The sequence below is a fragment of the Corynebacterium intestinale genome (assembly GCF_023574125.1).
Taxonomy (GTDB): domain Bacteria; phylum Actinomycetota; class Actinomycetes; order Mycobacteriales; family Mycobacteriaceae; genus Corynebacterium; species Corynebacterium hesseae.
In genome coordinates this window covers 116336-135362 of sequence record NZ_JAMKFF010000003.1, presented here as the reverse complement: position 1 = coordinate 135362, position 19027 = coordinate 116336, and the positions used below count along the sequence as shown (strand labels likewise).

Sequence of the window (19027 nt, the reverse complement as noted above, 5' to 3'; positions counted from 1 at the left end):
TGTGAGGCTGAGTTTTCAGCCCTAACAACGGTTCGTGAGGCTACTCTTTCGTGACACTCTTGTATGTCGTCCTCCTCGCAGCTGTCGCAGTGGCGCTAGCACCGGTAGCCGTCAAGGTTGCTGATCGCGCAGCCGGCTACCCGCTAGCCGGCATTTTTATTATCGCAGCGGCACTGTTGGCTAAAGAATTTCCGGCACTGGCCCGTGGCGAAGAACTGTCCTATTCCGTGACGTGGGTGCGTGATGTCATCGCACCAGGCGTCGACGTTAACCTCGCCTTCCGCGGCGATGCGCTGGGCGTTTTCTTTGCGATGTTGGCTCTCATCATCGGCGCGGTGGTTTTTACCTATTCCGCTGCCTACCTGCCCAAGGGGAAAGGCAACGTCAGCTTTTATGTGCTGATGACCGCGTTTACGCTGTCGATCCTCTTGCTCGTGCTGGCTAATGACGTCGTCGTGCTCTTCCTGGCGTGGGAGCTGGTATCGCTGGCGTCGTTCATGTTGATCGCACGCAGCGGCAAGTCCGGTGAGGCCGGTTCGCAGCGCACACTCATCCTGACCTTCATCGGCGGCCTCACCTTGTTGACAGGTGTGGCGATTGCCGCGACGGCAGCGGGGACGACGAACCTGGAAGACATCCTCGCCTCCGATGTATGGGCCGAGCGCCCAGGCCTGACCACCGGGGTTGCCATTCTCATCGCGGCCTCGGCATTCACCAAGTCCGCGCAGTTCCCCTTCCACTTCTGGTTGCCGGAGGCTATGGCGGCTGCCACGCCGGTCTCGGCCTTCCTGCACGCGGCGGCCGTGGTCAAGGCCGGCGTGTACCTGTTGATTCGTTTCTCTACTATCTTCCATGATGTTGCAGCGTGGAACTGGCTGCTCATCGTGGTCGGCATGGGTACCGCCGTCATGTCGGCGGTCTTCGCCGTGCAGAAGACGGACCTGAAGAAGCTGACCGCGTATTCCACCGTGTCCCACCTGGGTTGGATCGTGGCCACGATTGGTGTGGGCACCCCCTTCGCCATCGCGGCGGCGCTCGTGCACACGCTGGCACACGCGCTGTTTAAGTCCTCCATCTTCATGCTCATTGGCGTGGTTGACCATGAGGCTGGTTCACGTGACATCCGCCGCCTCGGCGTGCTGTGGAACAAGATGCCGTGGACCTTCGGCTCCATGCTCATCGGCGCTGCCTCCATGGCTGCGGTCCCGCCGCTCTTCGGCTTCGTGTCGAAGGAAGGCATGCTGACCGCTTTCGAGGACGCGCCCATCGGATCGGCCGGCCAGGTGCTCTTGCTCATCGTTGCGGGCGTGGGTGCGTTCTTCACGTTTACCTACTCCGCCAAGATCGTCTTTGGTGCTTTCTTCGACGGCCCGCGCGATATGTCGAAGGTCCACGAGGCGCCGGTGCGGTTGTGGCTGCCCGCGGCTCTTCCCGGCGTGATGTCGGTGCCGATCATCTTCGTCATGGGCGCGCTCGATGGGCCGCTTGATGACGTCGTGGCGGCCATCGGCATGGAGGGGCATTCTCACCTTGCTCTGTGGCACGGTCTCAACGTCCCGCTGCTTATTTCCGTCGTGGTTCTCATCGCTGGCGTCGTCGGTTTGTTCTTCCGCACGCCGCTGTGGACCGCGATGGAGGAGCGCCAGCTACTGCCGCGCACTGGTAACCAAATCCTGAAGTGGATTCAGGACGTGTGCGCAGCCTTCGGCCGCTTCGTCGGCCGCATGTCGGATACCCACAACCCGTCGAAGCTCATCCTGCCGATTGTCCTCCTCGTCATCATTCTTGCGGGCTCCACGCTGGTGTCGACGGGTGTCGACGGCGTGGCATTGAACCCGCGCGTGGATGGCCTGGACAACCCGTGGGATCTGCTGCCGCTGGGCATCGTGGCGCTGTCGATGTTTGGTTTGGTTCGTACCCGCAACCGCCTCACGGGTGCGGTCATGATTGGTACCGCGGGTACCGGCGTGACCTTGCAGATGTTCCTGCTGGGTGCACCGGACGTTGCCTTGACTCAGTTCACGGTGGAGGCGCTGTCCGTCATCGTCATGATGATGGTCCTGCGCTACCTGCCGGAGAAATTCCACCCGGTACAGAACACCAACCGCAAGGTGGGCTCCATCGTGGTGGCGGTGCTCGCGGGTATCACCGCATTCCTCGGTGTGTGGGCGCTGATGGGCCGCCACGAGCGATCCGACTTGTCCATGTGGTACCTCAACAACGCCCCGGATATCACTGGTGGCGACAACGTGGTGGCCACCATCATCGTGGAGTTCCGTGCACTCGATACTTTGGGTGAGCTGTCGGTGCTCGGCATGGCCGCCGTGGTGATCGCCGCGGTGACCTCGACGCTGCCGCGCTTCCCGTTTACCTCCGGTACGCGCCCGGCACCGTTCGGACAGTCGCAGCTCAACTCGGTACCACTGCGGAAGGGAATTGCCATCGCCATCCCGATTCTGGTGGTGATGTCCTTCATCGTGTTCTACCGTGGACACCAGGCTTCCGGCGGTGGCTTCCCGGCGGCGCTCATCATGGGTGCGGCCATCGGCCTGACCTACCTCTCACGCGGTACCGATGAGATTGTCTTCGGCCGCATGACCCCAATTCACCTCACCGGCGTGGGCATCATCGTTGCGCTGACGGCGGGATTCATCGGCTACATTCTGACCTCGCATGGTTCCGGAGGTTTCTTGACTGCCATCCACGGCCACGCGCTGGGGCAGCACTGGACCACGTCGCTCATCTTTGACTTGGGTATTTACCTGGCGGTCCTGGGCATGCTCACCATGGCCATCAACGCCTTGGGCGGCTACTTGCGCCCGGGCACTGAGCGGGACTTCCTGCCGTGGGTCCACGATGATGATTCGGCGCTGCCGAATACGCCGCGCGTGGTGATGGAGGACGTTGATGATCCGTACCCCGAATCCATCAACCCATCCTCGGATCCACTGGCCTTGCTCAATGAATCCGAGGCGCGCCATCGCGCGTCCTCGCCCCACTACACTCCGGCTACAGAGGAGAAGAATTCATGATCCTCGCACTGACTATTGCACTGCTCATCGGTAGCGCTGTCTACCTCATCCAGCAGCGCGGCTTGGTCCACATTGTGTTGGGCATGATGGCCTTTGGCCACGGCGCCAACCTCATGCTCTTGGCTACCGGCGTGTACTCCTACCGCGGAGAGTCCTTCCCGTCGCAGGTCCCGGCGGATCAGATGGCGGACCCACTGCCGCAGGCATTCGTTCTGACCGCCGTGGTGATCTCCATGGCCACCTCTACGATTCTGCTGACCATGGCGGCGATGGGCGCCAACGATGACACGGATGTTGTCGAGCCGGTGGATGACAACACCATTGACCACGCCTTCTCCACGCTGGGCCGCGATACCCAAAACCGGGAGATTCTGGAGCGCTCGGCCAACAAGATGGACCGTTTGAAGGAACTTGACCACGAGGGGGAGAAGTAAATGTATGACACTGTAAGCGCTCTTCTTCCGCTCTTCCCAGCGGTTCCCCTGGTATCAGCGGCGCTGGCGCTGCTCGCACCGTGGCACCGTGTGCGCGATGCCATCATGCTCATCGTGCCGGGCGTGGGTATCTTCGCCTCCTTCGCGCTGCTGCTCTACACCATGAACAACGGCGTGGTGGCGCACACGGTGGGCAATTACGTGGGCAACGCGGGTATCGCTTTTGCTGCCGACACCTTCTCTGCTCTCATGCTCATCACGACGATGATCGTGGCCTTCGGCGCTAACTGGTTTGCCATCGTTGGCGGTGAGACCAAGTCTCGCTACTACCCGTCGCTGACGCTTATCTTGATCACCGGCGTGTGCGGCGCACTCCTGACCGCCGATCTCTTTAACTTCTTCGTGTTCATTGAGGTCATGCTGTTGCCGTCCTACGGCCTCATCACGATGTCGGGTACGTGGTCGCGCTTGGCCGCAGGCCGTGCTTTCGTGCTGGTCAATCTGTTCGCCTCCACGCTGCTTGTGGTCGGCGTGGGCTATATCTATTCGGTTACGGGCGTGGTTAACTTGGCGGCGCTGACGGGTGCTGCCGCCGGCAACGGGCCGGTAACGGTGGCTTCCGGCATCATCGTTATCGCCATCGCCGCGAAGGCCGGCGTGTTCCCCGTGCAATCCTGGCTGCCGCGTACCTACCCGGGTACGTCGGCTGCCGTCATGGGCCTGTTCTCCGGCCTGCACACCAAGGTTGCGGTGTACATGCTCTACCGCCTGTGGGTGCAGCTTTTCGATATGGACCAGCGGTGGGGGACACTCATCATCGTCGTCATGATCATCTCCATGCTGGTTGGCGCTTTCGGTGGCTTGGCTGAGAACTCCATCCGCCGCGTGCTGGGCTACCAGATGCTCAATGGTATGCCCTTCATCCTCGTGATGATGGCCTTCACTACCCACGATGCGCAGCGCGCGTTGGCTGCCGGCATTCTCTACACGATTCACCACATGCTCACGGTGGGCTCCCTCATCCTGGCTTCTGGTGCTATCGAGGAGACGTACGGTACGGGCAGGCTCAACAAGCTTTCTGGCTTGGCGCGCCGTGATCCGATTATCGCGTGGATCTTCGCCGCTGGTGCCTTTTCCGTCGTGGGCTTCCCGCCTTTCTCCGGTATGTGGGGCAAGGTCCTCATCGTCGCCGAAATCGCCCGTACCGGCGGGGGATGGGCCTGGACCGTTATCACGGTGATTATCATCGCCTCCTTCGCGGCGTTCCTGGCCATGCTGCGTGTGTGGCGCCGCGTCTTCTGGGGCAAGGACCTGCCCAAGGAGAAGGTGCCCGATGAACTTGTGATTCGCAAGAAGCTGATGGCTCCCTCGGCGGCGTTGATCTTGGGCTCGCTGACCATGTTCATCCTGTCCGGGCCGGTCATTAGTGTCACCATGGAGGCATCGGAGGATTTGTTGGACACGGAGGCCTACGCACACGCAGTGCTTGGCGACGACCCCGTAGCCCTACCCGATATCGACTCACTCCAGGAGGGCCGTTAAATGAAGAGTGCTGTGCATGCAGTTGTCTACGCGTTGTGGCTGATTAAAGAAATCTTCGTCGCGGGCTTTTCGCTCGCCATGGAATCCTTCAAGCCGCATAACAACTATCGCCCAGTGGTGCTTCGGTACCCCTTGCGTGTGACGAGCGCGTGGGAGATCTTCTGGTTCACCTCGTCCATTACAGCAACGCCGGGCACCTTGTCGTTGGGCTTGCGCGAGCCGGTGGCAGAAGGTCTTCCGCGCATCGTGCTGGTTCAAGCCGTGATGGGCGATGACCCGGCCAGCGTCATGGCGGACCTCGCGGACATGGAGGAGCACCTCGCGCCACGAGTGAAGGGCATCGATTATGGCGTGCCTGGCCAGGGACCGACGGAGGAGCTCGCCCCAACGTTCTACGAGTATCCGCTGGATACGCTGGGCCGCCATATGCGCGCTCCCGATATCGCGAAGACCGACGATACCCCGCTGGCAGCGAACGACGTGGAGAAGTATTCCGTGTGGCCGCTGCGGCAGGTCGTGCCGGGCAAGGACGCCCGAAAGGATGATAAGAAGTGATTGATTTTTCCTCGATGAGCGCCTTTCACTGGGTTGTCTTTGTCTGTGTGTTCCTCATTGGTGCATCGGTGTGCTCGGCGTTGGTGTTGGCGTTGCGGTCCCGCGATGAGCTCACCCGCACCGTGATGAGTGACATGGTCTTCTACGGCATGATGTGCATGTACTTTGCGTGGGCGATGACTAACCACGCGTCCATCGTCTACGACATCGCGATGCTCGCAGGTATCGCGGCGGGCGTGCTGCCGACGTTGTCGATGGCCCGCATCATCTCGAAGGGCAGGAGGTAAAACCATGACTATCGCGGAGATTATTGCTTCGGTTCTGCTGGTTGTGGCCACGGTCCTGGTTATCGCGACAGCCATCGCTTTGTGGCGAGCGCCCGATGCCTTGACCCGCGTCAACTTGCTGGGGCCGACGGTTGGTTTGGCTGTCCCGCTTCTGCTCGTGGCGAAGCTGGTCGTTGACTTTGCCGAGAACGGGTTCTCGCTGTGGTCGCTGGTCCGTGTCCTCATTGCTTGTTTCGGCGTGTGGATCATCGGTTCGGTGGGCTCTTTTTACATGGGCCGTTCCATCTACGGCGTGACCGTCACGGATGTGAAGTACGCCAAACGTATGCGCCAGCAAGCGCAGACCGTGGAAGCCTCCGAGGAGGAAGTCTAGGGCGCACGTTTAAGTGAGCGGCGAGGGCAGAAATGCCTCGCCGCTTTTTTAGATCCCAAATGTGATCTATGACTCATTCTTCTTCCTAAATCTATAGATGGATAGGTATTTTAAGAACTGTACCTATCGAGCTATAGAAAAGAGGTTAGTTGAAGTATGACTCCTGATGCATTCTCTTCCGGTGATGCCGCGTGGATGTTGATCAGCGCATCATTGGTGTTGCTCATGACCCCCGGATTGGCGTTGTTTTATGGCGGCATGGCAGGCAATCGCCACGTCCTCAACATGATGATGATGTCCTTCGGCGCGCTCGCGCTCGTGCCAGTGCTCTATGTCTTGTGGGGCTGGTCCATGTCCTATGCAGGAAGCTCTTTTGCCGGAATAGTCGGCGACCCGTTTGAAGCGTTGGGCTTGCGCGGCCAGATCACAGGCCCTTCCAACGAGTATCTCCTCGGAAGTTCTGGTTACCCCGCCGTCATCGATATCGGCTTCCAAGCTACCTTCGCCATTATTTCGACGGCTATTATTTCCGGTGCCATTGCCGGCCGTGTGAAGTTCTCCGCTTGGTTGACCTTCGCGGGTATCTGGGTGACTTTTGCCTATTTCCCACTCGCCCACATGGTGTGGGGCGGGGGAATTCTCTCCCACGCCCCGCGCTCGCTCGCGGCGTGGCTCTTCGGTGTCTCGGAAGGTGAGGCGCTCATCGCTCCCATCGACTTCGCTGGTGGCACCGTCGTGCACATTTCTGCCGGAGCCGCGGCCCTAGTCCTCGCGATTGTCGTGGGCCCACGCGCGGGATTTCCGAAGCACGTCGATAGGCCCCACAACCTCCCGATGGTGATGCTCGGCGCCGCACTGCTGTGGTTCGGCTGGTTCGGTTTCAACGGCGGTTCCGCCTTCGCTGCGGATGGCCTTGCAGGTTTGGCGTGGTTGAACACCACCGTCGCCGCGGCCGCCGCGATGCTCGGCTGGATGTTGGTGGAGCGAATCCGTGACCGTGCCGCCACTTCACTCGGCGCAGCATCCGGAGCTATCGCAGGCCTCGTCGCCATCACCCCGGCTGCAGGAGCACTTAGCCCGCTTGGTGCCATCGCCCTCGGCTTCCTCGGTGGGATTATCGCCTGCCTGTGCATCAGCCTGAAGTATCGCTGGGGCTTTGATGATTCCCTGGACGTTGTCGGCGTCCACCTGTGCGCAGGACTGTGGGGCACGATTGGCCTGGCCTTCTTCGCTACGGATAACGGAATCCTCACCGGTCACTTCTCTGAAGGACTCAAGCTGCTCGTCGTTCAAACGCTCATTGCGGTTGTGGCGATGCTGGTGTCGGGGCTCGTCACCCTGCTGGCGGCGCTCCTTATCCGCGCCACCATGGGCTGGCGAATCGAGGACGAAGCGCAGGGGATCGACCTGGGCGAGCACCGCGAGACCGCGTATGATTTCCGCGAATCCGTGGCGTCGCACCGCCGCCACGCCCACGACGCTAGGATTAGTCCTGCACCAACCGTCCAGCCGCGGGTCGACACCGCCGGAGCTAAGGAGTAACAGATGAAGCTCATCACTGCCATCGTCAAACCGTTCACGCTGCCGGACATTCGCGAGGCCCTCGAACAGCACGACGTGCATGGCCTGACGGTGACCGAGACCCAAGGCTTTGGCCAGCAGCGCGGCCACAGTGAGGTCTACCGCGGCGCCGAGTACGCCACCGATTTCGTTCCCAAGGTCAAGCTCGAGGTGGTGACCTCTGACGAACAGGTTGAGGATATCCTCTCCACCATCGTGGACGCCGCCTACACCGGAAAGATCGGTGATGGCAAGATCTGGATCACTCCTATTGAGGACGTCATCCGCGTGCGCACCGGCGAGCGCGGCGAGGCGGCCCTGTAACACGTGTCTACGGCCGCTCAACTGCGTGAGGACGCTTATGCTGCGGCGATGCGCCTCACGCAGTCCCTGCAGCTTCCGCCCGGCTGCGCGCTTGCAGCCACCGGTTCCTTTGCGCGCCGCGCGATGACCCCGTTTTCCGATCTCGACCTCATCCTCCTTCACCCGGATGACACGGAGCTGCCCGAGGAAGTCGTTTCCGAGGTCTGGTATCCCATCTGGGATGCTAAGTATCGGCTCGATTATGCAGTGCGCACCCCGCGCGAATTCGGCGCCATCGCCGGTTCCGATCCCGCCGCCGGCTTCGCGCAACTGGATCTGGCCTTCGTTGCCGGAGACAAGCAGCTGGTGGATTCCACCCGCGCCCAGGTCTATGCCTCGTGGCGCCGCCTGTTGCAGAGCAATTTCGATGCCTTCGTTGATCTCGCCATTGCGCGCTGGCGCCGTTCCGGCACCTTGGCCACGATGACCCACCCGGATATCAAGAATGGGCGCGGTGGTCTGCGCGATATCCAATTCCTCCGGGCCCTCGCCCTAGGAAACCTCGCGGACGCCCCAGCGCTCGAGGAGGAGCAGGCCCTGCTTCTCGACGTCCGCACGCTCCTCCACGTCACCGCCCGCCGCCACCGCGACATCCTCGACCCAGAATTCGCTGCGGAGATCGCACACGAACTGGGCTTTGCCGACCGCTATGAATTATCAGCGGCCGTCGTCACCGCCGCCGCGGCGGTGGATAGGGCCGTCGAGAGGGCGCTCGCGACGGCTAGGGGAGTGGTGTCTAAGCGCAGCCACAACCGCACCCGCAAGCCACTCGACATCGGTGTCGTGGATGTGGGCGGCGAAATCAGGCTCGCCCGCACCGCAGACCTAGACGAGCCGTGGCTACTCCTGCGCGTCGCCGCCGCTGCGGCGCGTTCGGGCAGGAGCGTGCCCGCTCACGTTTGGGAACAACTACGCGAGCTGCCAGACCTGCCGCAGCGCTGGCCCGCGGGAGCAACGGATGCCTTCTTCAGCCTGTTGTCCTCGCCGCTCAATACCCCGCGCCTTATCCAGGAAATGGACGCCCATGGCTTGTGGGAGCGAGTCGTTCCGGAGTGGGAGCACATCCGCGGAATGCTGCCTCGGGAGCGCACGCACTCTCATACCGTGGACTATCACTCCATCCTTACCGTCGCTCGGTGCGCTGAAGCCCGCACGTCCGTAGCGAGGCCCGATCTGCTGCTCTTGGTGGGGCTCTACCACGACATCGGCAAAGGCTACGGCCGCCCGCACGAACTCGTGGGAGCGGAGATGGTGGCGCGCGCTGCCGCCAAGCTCGGCCTCGACCTGGCGGATCGCTCCCGCGTGCAAACCGTGGTGGCAGAGCACACGACTTTGGCGCGCATCGTCTCCCGCACCGATCCTTTCTCCGACGAAGCCCGCGATGAGCTTCTCGAAGCCGTGCGTTATGACTACCTGACCCTGGCGCTCCTCGTCGTGCTCGCCCGCACCGATGCCGAATCCACCGGCCCAGGCGTGTGGAACCGCAGGCTCGAGAATGGAATCGAGGCGGTCAGCGCCCGCGCTTTTGCGCAGCTGGAGGCCCTGAGTCCGGTGCGGCCGCTGGTGGCCGTTGACCGCGACATCGGCCTGCGCCACAACCCGGAGGATGATAGCTTCACCGTCCTGTGGCGCGGCAGCTACCAGCGGGAGGCCGTGCGTCCACTAGCGCTTATCGCTGCCTTGGGATGGAACATTCTGTCCTCGCGCTTGGTGCGCACGGAGGAGGGCTATGCCGGCGAGTTCGACATCCGCGCGCTCCACGGCGCCATCGATCTCGCGACGGTGGAGGAGCGCTTGGTGCAGTCTTATAAGTCCGGAACCTATACCGTGCTGCCCGATTTCGTATCGGGGCCTGCAACCGCCATGTGGACCAGAGGCGTTTTCGAGCTCAGAATCGATGACTACCCGGGTACCCTCGGACACGTGCTCGCGCTGCTTCCGGAGTGCGAGTGGCTATCCACCACCACACCGGGCGCCACGATGGTGCTTCACGCCGTGCCGCTTGGCGACGTCCCCCGTGCCACCCTCGTCCGGAATGTGACCCAAGCACTGGTCAACGGCTAAGCTGGGGAAGTTATAAATTTATCCACGATAGTTGAGGGAGCACTCTAACGTGTTTGAGTCTTTGTCTGACCGCTTGCAATCAGCCCTGTCCGGCCTGCGCGGCAAGGGCAAGCTGACCGAGGCGGACATCAACGCCACAGCGCGCGAAATCCGCCTTGCGTTGCTGGAGGCGGACGTCTCGCTCAACGTCGTGCGCGGCTTCATCAAGCGCATCAAGGAGCGCGCGGCAGGCGCCGAGGTCTCCGAGGCGCTCAACCCTGCGCAGCAAGTGGTCAAGATCGTCAACGAGGAGCTCATCGAGATCCTCGGCGGCGAGACCCGCCGCCTGAACCTAGCCAAGAATCCGCCGACGGTCATCATGCTCGCCGGCCTCCAAGGTGCTGGTAAGACCACCTTGGCGGGCAAGCTGTCCAAGCACCTGGCTTCCAAGGGGCACACCCCGATGCTGGTGGCCTGTGACCTCCAGCGCCCGGGTGCGGTGCAGCAGCTGCAGATCGTCGGCGAGCGCGCCGGGGTCGACGTCTACGCGCCGGATCCTGGCACCTCCCTGAACTCCCACGAGCATGAGATGGGTACCTCGCACGGGGATCCGGTGGACGTCGCCAAGCGCGGAATTGAGGAAGCCAAGCGCACGCAGCACGATATCGTCATCATCGATACCGCCGGCCGCCTCGGCATCGATGAAACCCTGATGACGCAGGCCCGCAACATCCGCGACGCCGTCAACCCGGACGAAGTCCTCTTCGTCATCGACTCAATGATCGGCCAGGACGCCGTGCAGACCGCCGAGGCCTTCCGCGACGGCGTGGACTTTACCGGCGTCGTTCTGACCAAGCTGGACGGCGACGCCCGCGGTGGCGCGGCCCTGTCCATCCGTGAGGTGACGGGCAAGCCCATCATGTTCGCCTCCACCGGCGAGAAGCTCGAGGATTTCGATGTCTTCCACCCGGAGCGTATGTCCTCGCGCATCCTGGGCATGGGTGACCTGCTGACGCTCATTGAGCAGGCGGAGTCCAAGCTGGATCAGTCCAAGGCGGAGGAAGCCGCCAAGAAGATGGGCTCCGGCGAGATGACGCTCAATGACTTCTTGGACATGATGCTCATGGTCCGCAACCTGGGGCCGATGGGCAACCTGCTCAAGATGATGCCGGGCGGCAACAAGATGAACCAGATCGCCGACATGGTCGACGAGAAGCAGCTCGACCGCATCCAGGCCATCATCCGCGGTATGACCCCGGAGGAGCGCGAGAACCCGAAGATTCTCAACGCTTCGCGCCGCAAGCGTATTGCGCTGGGCTCTGGTGTAGCTGTCTCTGACGTCAACCAGCTCATTGAGCGTTTTATCGAAGCCAAGAAGATGATGTCCCAGATGGCCGGCCGCTTCGGCATGCCGGGCATGGGCGGCGGGCGCTCGGCTACTAAGAAGAAGCCGAAGGGCCGCAAGGGCAAGAACGGCAAGCGCAAGCCGCCGAAGCGTCGTGGTGGCGGCGGAATGCCAGGCATGGGCGGCGGTATGCCGTCGATGCAGGAGCTGCAGAAGATGCAGGAGCAGCTCGGCGGCGGCATGCCCGGGCTAGGCGATATCAAGATGCCCAAGGGCATGGAGAATATCGACCTCAACAACCTGGACTTTGGCCAAGGCAAGAAGAAGTAGGCGATTACCCACGCGATAATATGTCCGACTAAAGTTGGATAAAACTGTTCTCGCGTGGAAAGGTCCTCACTGTGAAGGCCAGCCCTGTGGTGCGCCAGATGCGCCACGACATCACTACCAAACCGTTCATCGCCATCTGGGAGGTCACCCGTGCCTGCCAGCTGGTGTGCCAGCACTGCCGGGCCGACGCCCAGCACGACCCCGCACCGGGCCAGCTCACTACCGCCGAAGGCAAGGCGCTGCTGGATTCCCTGGCCAGCTACGACAAGCCACGCCCGCTCGTGGTGCTCACGGGAGGGGATCCGTTTGAGCGCGGCGACCTGGAAGAGCTCACCGCCTACGGCACGTCCCTGGGACTCAACGTGTCGCTTTCGCCGTCGGTCACGCCCCGTTTGACGCGCGAGCGCCTCGAGGGCCTGCGCGCGGCGGGAGGGTCCGCGCTGTCGCTTTCTCTCGACGGCGCGAGCGCTGCAACCCACGACTACTTCCGCGGCTTCTCCGGCATCTTCGACCGCACGATTGAGATGGCCAGCGTGGTCACCGACGTGGGCTTCCGCCTCCAAATCAACTCCACCATCACGAAGAACAACGTCCATGAGGCCCCGCAGCTGTTGGCGCGGGTTATCGAGATGGGTGCCAAGCTCTGGAGCGTGTTCTTCCTCGTACCCACCGGCCGCGGTACGGGCTTGGAGGCGCTGACCCCGCAGGAGCGCGAGGACGCGATGCAGTGGCTGCACAGCGTGTCCACGCGGATTGCCATTAAGACCACGGAGGGGCCGCAATATCGGCGCATCGTCCTGCAAGCCCAGCGGGGAGAGAAGTACGAGGGCGGCGAACTGTACCGCTTCCTTACCGCGGAGACCGAGCGGATTTTGGGCCCCGATCCCCATACGCGCCGCCCGCGGCCGCCGATGGCCATCAACGCGGGTTCCGGCTTCGTCTTCATCGACCACGTGGGGGACGTCTACCCAAACGGCTTCCTGCCGCTGCACTGCGGCAACGTCAAGAGTCACCTACTGCCGGACATCTACGCCAACTCGCCAGTGTTTAAGAAGCTTAGGGATCCCAATGCGTGGAGCGGCAAGTGCTCCGTGTGTGAGTTTGCTTCTGTGTGTGGCGGCTCGCGGTCCACGGCTTTTGCCATGACGGGCGACCCGCTCGCGTCAGACCCCACCTGCGCCTACGTGCCCGAAGCCCTGCGCTAGCGGCGGCTACTAGATGGCCTCGCCCGCAGGGAAGGCAGGGTAGGGGACCGGGTTGGCGGGAGTCGGCGCCGCCGGGGTGGACGGTGCTGGGCCCGCCTTCGTCGTGGAGGTAGACGTGGCGGTTTCCGGGGGCTGCTGTTGGACGGTCTCGCCATTGAGGAACGGGGTGATCGCTTCACGGATGAGCGGGATGGCCGAATCCGCGAATGCCGTGGTGAAGTGGTGCATATCGCGATACACCATGATATTGCCGATGATGACCGGGCAATCGCCGTTGGCATCGCAGAACCACTTCGAGGTGTCTACGGCCAGCATGTTCTTGTACTGGGAGAGGACCTCTGCGCCCGGATCGTAGGGCGCATAAACCTCCTCGAAGCGCATACCGCACCCGAGGGAATCCTGGGTGGCCACGTAGCACTCATCAAACTGGCGGCCATTGCCGTGCTCGTCGAATCCCCACGGGTTATCGCGGAAGCCGAGGAAAGGAATATCGTGCTTGGCCAGCTCGTCCCAGAAGGCCTGATATCCCGGCGGGACGGCGTCCGGGCCGTGGCCCAAGGCCTGCCCGGGGCGCGTCGAATTCGACACCACGAGGGCTGGGTCCGCGTCGATGATGCGCTTGACCACTTCCTTGCTCCACTCGGCGCAAGATGGCTTAACGCTGAGCTCATCGCCCAACTCGATGGGGCAACCCACGCGGGTGAGCGGCACCAGCTTGAATCCCATCTCACGGCCCAAGTGATCCAGGGCTGAGGAATACTGCTCCGCGTGCGAACCGCCCACCAAGTAGACCTCAACGTCGGAGTTGACGTCGCCGAAGACACACGGCGTTACGCCGTCCTTCTGCGTCTCGATGAAATAGTCCGACGGCTCCTGCTCTGGAATGAAGCACCAGTTATCGGCAACCGGTGGCTGGATGCCGCGCGCGAGAATCGGATCTGGCTTAATCTCCACGTTCTCAGGCGGGGTGATGTTCTCCACGAAGGTCGTTGCCCCAGGGTAGAGCTGCGGATCAAGAATCTCTTGGTTTGCCTCCTGGAGGCTGCGCTGCCACAGCGGCTGAACGGCCACGAGCGCAACGGTGCACGCCGCGACGACAACTCCACCGACGCCGCGGAGGGCACCAGTCCGGGTGCGGAGGTCGGCGAGGCCGCGGTGGACGGGGAGGTCGTCGGCAAGCGGGCGCTTGCGGTGCTGGCGCAGGGGCTTCTCGACGAATCTGTGCGTCACATCCGCCAAGCCCAGCGACACCGCGATGATGATGGCTCCGAGCCACCATGGAGGGGTTTCATAGCCGAGGGCGGCGGTGGAGATGATGAGGAGCGGCCAGTGCCACAGGTAGAGCGGGTAGGCGATATCACCGAGCCAACGGGAGGGGCGAACCGTCAGCACCCGTGAGAAGGAACCACCGGAACCAATAATGATGAGCACCGCGCCGCCGATGGGCAGAAGCGACAGCGGGCCCGGGAAAGCCAAGCTGTCGGAGATGAGCATGCCGGTGCCAGCCAGGGCGGCTAGGCCGAGGGCGGTGGCGACGTTGGACAAATGTTGCGGCATCTTTAGGCGCGAGCCGTAGATGACGAGAACCGCGCCAAGGGTTAGCTCCCACGCGCGAGACCACGTGGAGTAGTAATTCTCGGGGGTCCCGTAGAGACCGTCGCGCGAGGCGTAGGCAAAAGAGGCGACGGTGATCACGAGGAGGATCGGGCCGGCGATGGAATTTACGGAGGGGAAGCGCTGCGCTTTAAGCCCCGACTTCTTCGGGCGCAACCGCATAAAAGCGGCCAGGCCCAGGGCAAAAAAGATGCCCAGGAGATAGAACTGCCCCTGGACCGCCATGGACCACATGTGCTGCAGCGGCGACGTGGTTGCGGAGGCAGCAGCGTAGTCGGCGTTTTGCCGTGCTAGCTCCCAGTTTTGGTAGTAGAAGACTGTCGCCGTGATCTGCTTGGTGAGCTCGGTGTTCATGAGCTTCGGGGTAAATACCCGAACAAGCACGTAGCTCACGCCGATGACGAGCACGAGGGAAGGCACCAACCTGCGAAGTGTGCGCCAGATGGGCCACCACGGGTTCAGGGAGGCGTTCGGCCGCGCGGCATAGCGCAGTTGCGAGCCCAGAAAGAAATACCCGGACAGGAGGAGGAAGACATCGACGCCACCGGAAACACGACCGACGAAGACGTGGTACAAAACAACCAAAGCGATCGCGATGCCGCGGAGGCCATCGAGGTCGTAGCGGTAGCGGAATGTAGATGGGGCTTGTTTATTCATAAAAAGAGGTTTGTGTGGCAGCGAAATAACCGCATTACAGGCTACCCCTTTCGCGGGGTAAGGCCTAACCATGCAAGCGGTAGGGGGGATTTCCTATTTTGCGTGCGTACCGCTAAAATCATTGGGGTTGTCCATGTGCAGCATGGAGGACACCTAAAACTTCATTTCTGCGTAACGCCGGTACCGCCCACGGACGGCCGGCATGTCACGCGCAGGATAAATCCAAGGGTTGAACCGGCGCGCCACCAAGCGGCGCGTGTCTGAACTGCCCGGTGACTAGAAAAGGAGCCAATCATGGCCGTTAAGATCAAGCTGCAGCGTATGGGTAAGATTCGCAACGCTGAGTACCGCATCATTGTTGCTGATGCACGCACCCGCCGCTCCGGCAAGGCTATCGAGAACATCGGTATCTACCAGCCGAAGCAGGAGCCGTCCCTGATCCAGATCGATTCCGAGCGCGCTCAGTACTGGCTGGGTGTCGGCGCGCAGCCGACCGAGCCGGTTCTCGCACTGCTCAAGGTGACCGGTGACTGGCAGAAGTTCAAGGGCCTGCCGGGCGCAGAGGGCACCCTGAAGGTTGCTGAGCCGAAGCCGTCCAAGCTGGATCTCTTCAACGCCGCTCTGGCTGAGGCCAACAATGGTCCGACTATCGAGGCCATCACCGAGAAGAAGCGCAAGGCCAAGGAAGAGGCTGAGGCAAAGGCTGCCGCTGAGAAGGCTGCTGAGGAAGCCGCTGCCGCTGAGGCTGCAAAGGCAGAGGAAGAGGCTGCTGAGGCTGACTCCGCTGAGGAGTCCGCAGAGTAAACTGCTCGCCTAACAGAAAATCCCCGCTGGTGCGGGGATTTTCTAGTTTTGCGGGGCAGTGGGGCGTGCTTCCAAGGGGTTCTCGAAATCCAAACCGCGGATAGCAGAAGCGATGACTGACTGCGCAATCCTTTCCATCGCTTCTTCCGATACTGATGCCAAGTGGCCGCTCAAACACAACACCGTAAAGCCGTGCACCGTGGACCAGCCAGCAAGACAATTTTGCATCATGAATTGCCGGTTAGGCTCCTGCCCAATGTAGCGTGCGTACTGCTCCATGTAGTCATAGAAGTTGAACGTGGCCTGGACCCGCGGATCCTCTCCCGGTCCCTCTGCGGCGGCGGCCAGCGCACCAGGGATGTCAAAGCCGCTCGTGGCCATCATGCACTCAAAGAAGCTTTGCTCCTCCAAGGCATAGTGGTAGTAGGCAAAGCCAGCCGCCATCATCTTGTCGACAATGCTTCCCTCGGTATTCTCGAAGGCCTCACTCAGCTTGGTAATGAGTTCGAAGGTGGCGACGTCTGCGACGGCGTCGAGAAGCGCGGCCTGATCCTTGAAGTGGCGGTACGCGGCGGTGGGGGAAACGCCGACCGCGCGCGTTGCCGCGCGAATCGTTACTGCCTCTGGTCCACCCTCCCGGCCGAGCTTGATGGCCTCCTGGAGGATCTCTTCATGCAAATTTCCATGGTGGTAAGGCTTAGAACTACTCACAATCCAAGAATAATACTAAAAGTCTAGACATTCACGCCAGTGTTTGGCGTCAACATTGTGAGCAGCATTAGCGCAGGTTGATCGCTGCAGGACACCGCATGTGGGACATACGCTGGAAGGTGTACGATGCGCCCGGGAACGAGCACGTAATCTTCATCTCCGCAACTAAAAGTCACCGCGCCCTGTAGCACCTGGACGGTGATGGGGTGCGCGGCTTTGTGATCGGGCAGGACCTGCCCGGGCAAGAATGAAAAGAGGATGAGGTTCGCTCCGTCGGCACTGAGGACTCGCTTAACGGCTGGTCTCGGGCGCGATGGGCCCGGCTTAGGGGCCTCATCGAGCAAATTTAGCGTTGTGAGCGCGGCGCTGTCATGGGTGGCGGCACCAAAGGTGGCTGCATCATTGATCGGAAGCTCAGTCATGCCACTCCAGCGTAGCCCGTTAAGCTAGCAGTCATGGAACTACTCATTGGTCGCGTGGTGAAATCCCACGGCATTAAAGGCGAGGTCTCCGTCGAGGTGACCACCGATTCCCCCGAGACCCGTTTCGCCGTCGGCGAGGTTCTCCACGGCAAACAAGGCAAGAAAGAACACGAGCTCACCATCGCGGCGGTGCGCGCTCATAAAGGGCGCCTGCTCATCACCTTCAAGGAAATCCCAGACCGCACGGCCGCGGATTCCCTGCGCGGCACCCAGTTCTTCGCCGAACCTTTGGATGATCCCGAGGATGACGGCTTCTATGACCACGAACTGGAAGGTCTGCGCGTCATTCTCGACGGCTCAGACGTGGGCGAGGTGACCGGCGTGACGCACGGTCCCACGCAGTCCCTTCTGGAGGTCACGCTCACCGATGGCAAAGAGGCGTTGGTCCCCTTCGTTGAGCAGATCGTGCCCGAAGTCGATCTGGAGGCCGGGACCTGCACCATCACCCCGCCGGAGGGGTTGCTCGACCTATGAGGATAGACGTTCTCACCATTTTTCCGGAGTACCTCGACCCGCTGCGCCACGCGCTGCTGGGCAAGGCCATCGAGCAGGGAAAGCTCGCGGTGGGGGTGCATGATCTGCGCCAGTGGGCCACCGACGTGCACAAATCCGTCGATGACTCACCCTACGGGGGCGGCCCAGGAATGGTCATGAAGCCTGAGGTGTGGGGGCCGGCGCTTGACGACGTCTCCTCCGGCACCGCCTCCACCCAGGACCTCCAAAGCGCGCTGCCGCACCTGAGCAAGCCGCGCCACGACGATATCCATGGCGTCGAGGCGCGCTCCTATGGTGAAAGCGAGGGTTCGGATAAGCCGCTGCTCATCGTGCCGACACCTGCCGGAACGCCCTTTACTCAGGCCGATGCCCGGGCGTGGTCTACCGAGGAACACATCGTGTTCGCGTGTGGGCGCTACGAGGGCATCGACCAGCGCGTCGTCGAGGATGCCGCGCAGCGCTACCGCGTGCGCGAGGTGTCCATCGGCGATTACGTGCTCATCGGCGGCGAGGTAGCCGTGCTGGTCATTGCTGAAGCTGTGGTGCGCCTTATCCCCGGGGTGTTGGGGAACCGGCGCTCGCACGAGGAGGACTCCTTTTCCGATGGCTTGCTGGAAGGGCCGAGTTACACCAAACCGCGGGAGTGGCGCGGCCTGGCGGTTCCGGATGTACTGACTTCCGGGGATCATGCCAAGGTGGACCGGTGGCGTCGCGAGCAGTCGCTGGCTCGGACATGGAAGCGCCGCCCGGAGCTGCTGGACGCGGCGGACCTGAGCGATGCCGACCGCGCGTACGTGGAATCCTTGAAGGAGGAATGAGATGGACATCAGCACTGACTTGTCAATACTTATGACCGAAGCCGAATGGGATAAGGTTCTCAAAGATATGCCGCAGCGCCTGCGCGAAGGCGGCGTCGAGCCGCTCGATATCAACGCAGAGATCATCTCCTTTACCTGCGAGCCCGACAATATCCTGGTCAACGAGTACATGGATAAACACGGCCAGCCGCCGGTGGGTGAGCACGTGTGGAGGGTCATCGTCAACGGCTCCTCTGAGCTGCCGTTGACCAAAGTCACCGCGGCCGTCGCGGACTGCTTGCCGCCGCACACGCTGTGGTACGGCACCTCCGAAATCGGCCACACCGAGTTTGGGTTGGGTACTTCCTGCGCGTGGCAGGGCGGGGTATAGGGTAGGA

18 protein-coding genes are annotated in these 19027 nt (G+C 62.1%); 15 read left to right on the top strand and 3 right to left on the bottom strand.

From position 1 onward, the window contains the following. Window positions 1–50 precede the first annotated feature (50 nt). From M5J06_RS05205 to M5J06_RS05155, 11 genes are all read left to right on the top strand, one after another. A complete protein-coding gene (locus tag M5J06_RS05205; RefSeq protein WP_250224141.1) occupies window positions 51–3032 on the top strand; it encodes a DUF4040 family protein in 2982 nt (993 codons plus the stop codon). After that, the gene (locus M5J06_RS05200; protein WP_250224140.1) at window positions 3029–3466 is read left to right on the top strand and encodes a sodium:proton antiporter; all 438 of its coding nucleotides are present in this window, start codon (window positions 3029–3031) and stop codon (window positions 3464–3466) included. Before M5J06_RS05205 ends, M5J06_RS05200 begins: the two co-directional genes overlap by 4 nt. Beyond that, window positions 3467–5008, top strand: coding sequence for a monovalent cation/H+ antiporter subunit D family protein (locus tag M5J06_RS05195; protein ID WP_250224139.1), 1542 nt, complete (start codon window positions 3467–3469; stop codon window positions 5006–5008). It abuts the gene before it with no gap. Then, window positions 5009–5563: a monovalent cation/H+ antiporter subunit E gene (locus tag M5J06_RS05190; RefSeq protein ID WP_250224138.1), complete on the top strand. Its 555-nt coding sequence runs from the start codon at window positions 5009–5011 to the stop codon at window positions 5561–5563. It begins immediately after the preceding gene. A 14-nt stretch (window positions 5564–5577) separates the two neighbouring features. Next, window positions 5578–5850, top strand: a complete 273-nt coding sequence (locus M5J06_RS05185) for a cation:proton antiporter (protein ID WP_256485564.1) — start codon at window positions 5578–5580, stop codon at window positions 5848–5850. Window positions 5851–5854: 4 nt separating this feature from the next. Further along, the gene (locus M5J06_RS05180; protein WP_250224136.1) at window positions 5855–6223 is read left to right on the top strand and encodes a Na+/H+ antiporter subunit G; all 369 of its coding nucleotides are present in this window, start codon (window positions 5855–5857) and stop codon (window positions 6221–6223) included. Between the two features lie 156 nt (window positions 6224–6379). After that, on the top strand, window positions 6380–7765 hold the full coding sequence (locus M5J06_RS05175; RefSeq protein WP_250224135.1) for an ammonium transporter: 1386 nt from the start codon (window positions 6380–6382) through the stop codon (window positions 7763–7765). Between the two features lie 3 nt (window positions 7766–7768). Continuing rightward, the gene (locus tag M5J06_RS05170) at window positions 7769–8107 is read left to right on the top strand and encodes a P-II family nitrogen regulator (RefSeq protein ID WP_070520003.1); all 339 of its coding nucleotides are present in this window, start codon (window positions 7769–7771) and stop codon (window positions 8105–8107) included. A 3-nt stretch (window positions 8108–8110) separates the two neighbouring features. Beyond that, window positions 8111–10210: a [protein-PII] uridylyltransferase gene (locus M5J06_RS05165; RefSeq protein WP_070520005.1), complete on the top strand. Its 2100-nt coding sequence runs from the start codon at window positions 8111–8113 to the stop codon at window positions 10208–10210. 49 nt (window positions 10211–10259) lie between these two features. Next, window positions 10260–11864, top strand: coding sequence for a signal recognition particle protein (gene ffh / locus M5J06_RS05160; RefSeq protein WP_070520007.1), 1605 nt, complete (start codon window positions 10260–10262; stop codon window positions 11862–11864). 98 nt (window positions 11865–11962) lie between these two features. After that, window positions 11963–13069: a TIGR04053 family radical SAM/SPASM domain-containing protein gene (locus M5J06_RS05155; protein WP_083303808.1), complete on the top strand. Its 1107-nt coding sequence runs from the start codon at window positions 11963–11965 to the stop codon at window positions 13067–13069. A 9-nt stretch (window positions 13070–13078) separates the two neighbouring features. On the opposite strand, the gene M5J06_RS05150 is transcribed toward M5J06_RS05155, so the two are convergent. Further along, window positions 13079–15340 (bottom strand): acyltransferase family protein, encoded by a 2262-nt coding sequence (locus M5J06_RS05150; RefSeq protein ID WP_250224134.1) that lies wholly within the window; start codon window positions 15338–15340, stop codon window positions 13079–13081. Window positions 15341–15634: 294 nt separating this feature from the next. Here M5J06_RS05150 and rpsP point away from each other — a divergent pair, with 294 nt between their 5' ends. After that, a complete protein-coding gene (gene rpsP, locus M5J06_RS05145; RefSeq protein WP_070520013.1) occupies window positions 15635–16144 on the top strand; it encodes a 30S ribosomal protein S16 in 510 nt (169 codons plus the stop codon). 42 nt (window positions 16145–16186) lie between these two features. On the opposite strand, the gene M5J06_RS05140 is transcribed toward rpsP, so the two are convergent. Further along, the gene (locus M5J06_RS05140; protein WP_143334938.1) at window positions 16187–16855 is read right to left on the bottom strand and encodes a TetR/AcrR family transcriptional regulator; all 669 of its coding nucleotides are present in this window, start codon (window positions 16853–16855) and stop codon (window positions 16187–16189) included. Between the two features lie 23 nt (window positions 16856–16878). Further along, complete coding sequence (locus tag M5J06_RS05135; RefSeq protein ID WP_070520017.1) at window positions 16879–17277, bottom strand: cupin domain-containing protein; 399 nt, start codon at window positions 17275–17277, stop codon at window positions 16879–16881. Between the two features lie 33 nt (window positions 17278–17310). On the opposite strand from M5J06_RS05135, the gene rimM reads away from it, so the two are divergent. From rimM to M5J06_RS05120, 3 genes are read left to right on the top strand one after another with little or no spacing between them, the layout of a single operon-like run. Then, the gene (rimM, locus tag M5J06_RS05130; RefSeq protein WP_144675209.1) at window positions 17311–17811 is read left to right on the top strand and encodes a ribosome maturation factor RimM; all 501 of its coding nucleotides are present in this window, start codon (window positions 17311–17313) and stop codon (window positions 17809–17811) included. Continuing rightward, window positions 17808–18650: a tRNA (guanosine(37)-N1)-methyltransferase TrmD gene (trmD, locus tag M5J06_RS05125; protein ID WP_070520021.1), complete on the top strand. Its 843-nt coding sequence runs from the start codon at window positions 17808–17810 to the stop codon at window positions 18648–18650. The genes rimM and trmD overlap by 4 nt, the downstream gene beginning before the upstream one ends. Window position 18651: 1 nt before the next feature. Further along, window positions 18652–19020 (top strand): hypothetical protein, encoded by a 369-nt coding sequence (locus tag M5J06_RS05120; RefSeq protein WP_070533206.1) that lies wholly within the window; start codon window positions 18652–18654, stop codon window positions 19018–19020. Window positions 19021–19027: the final 7 nt, after the last annotated feature.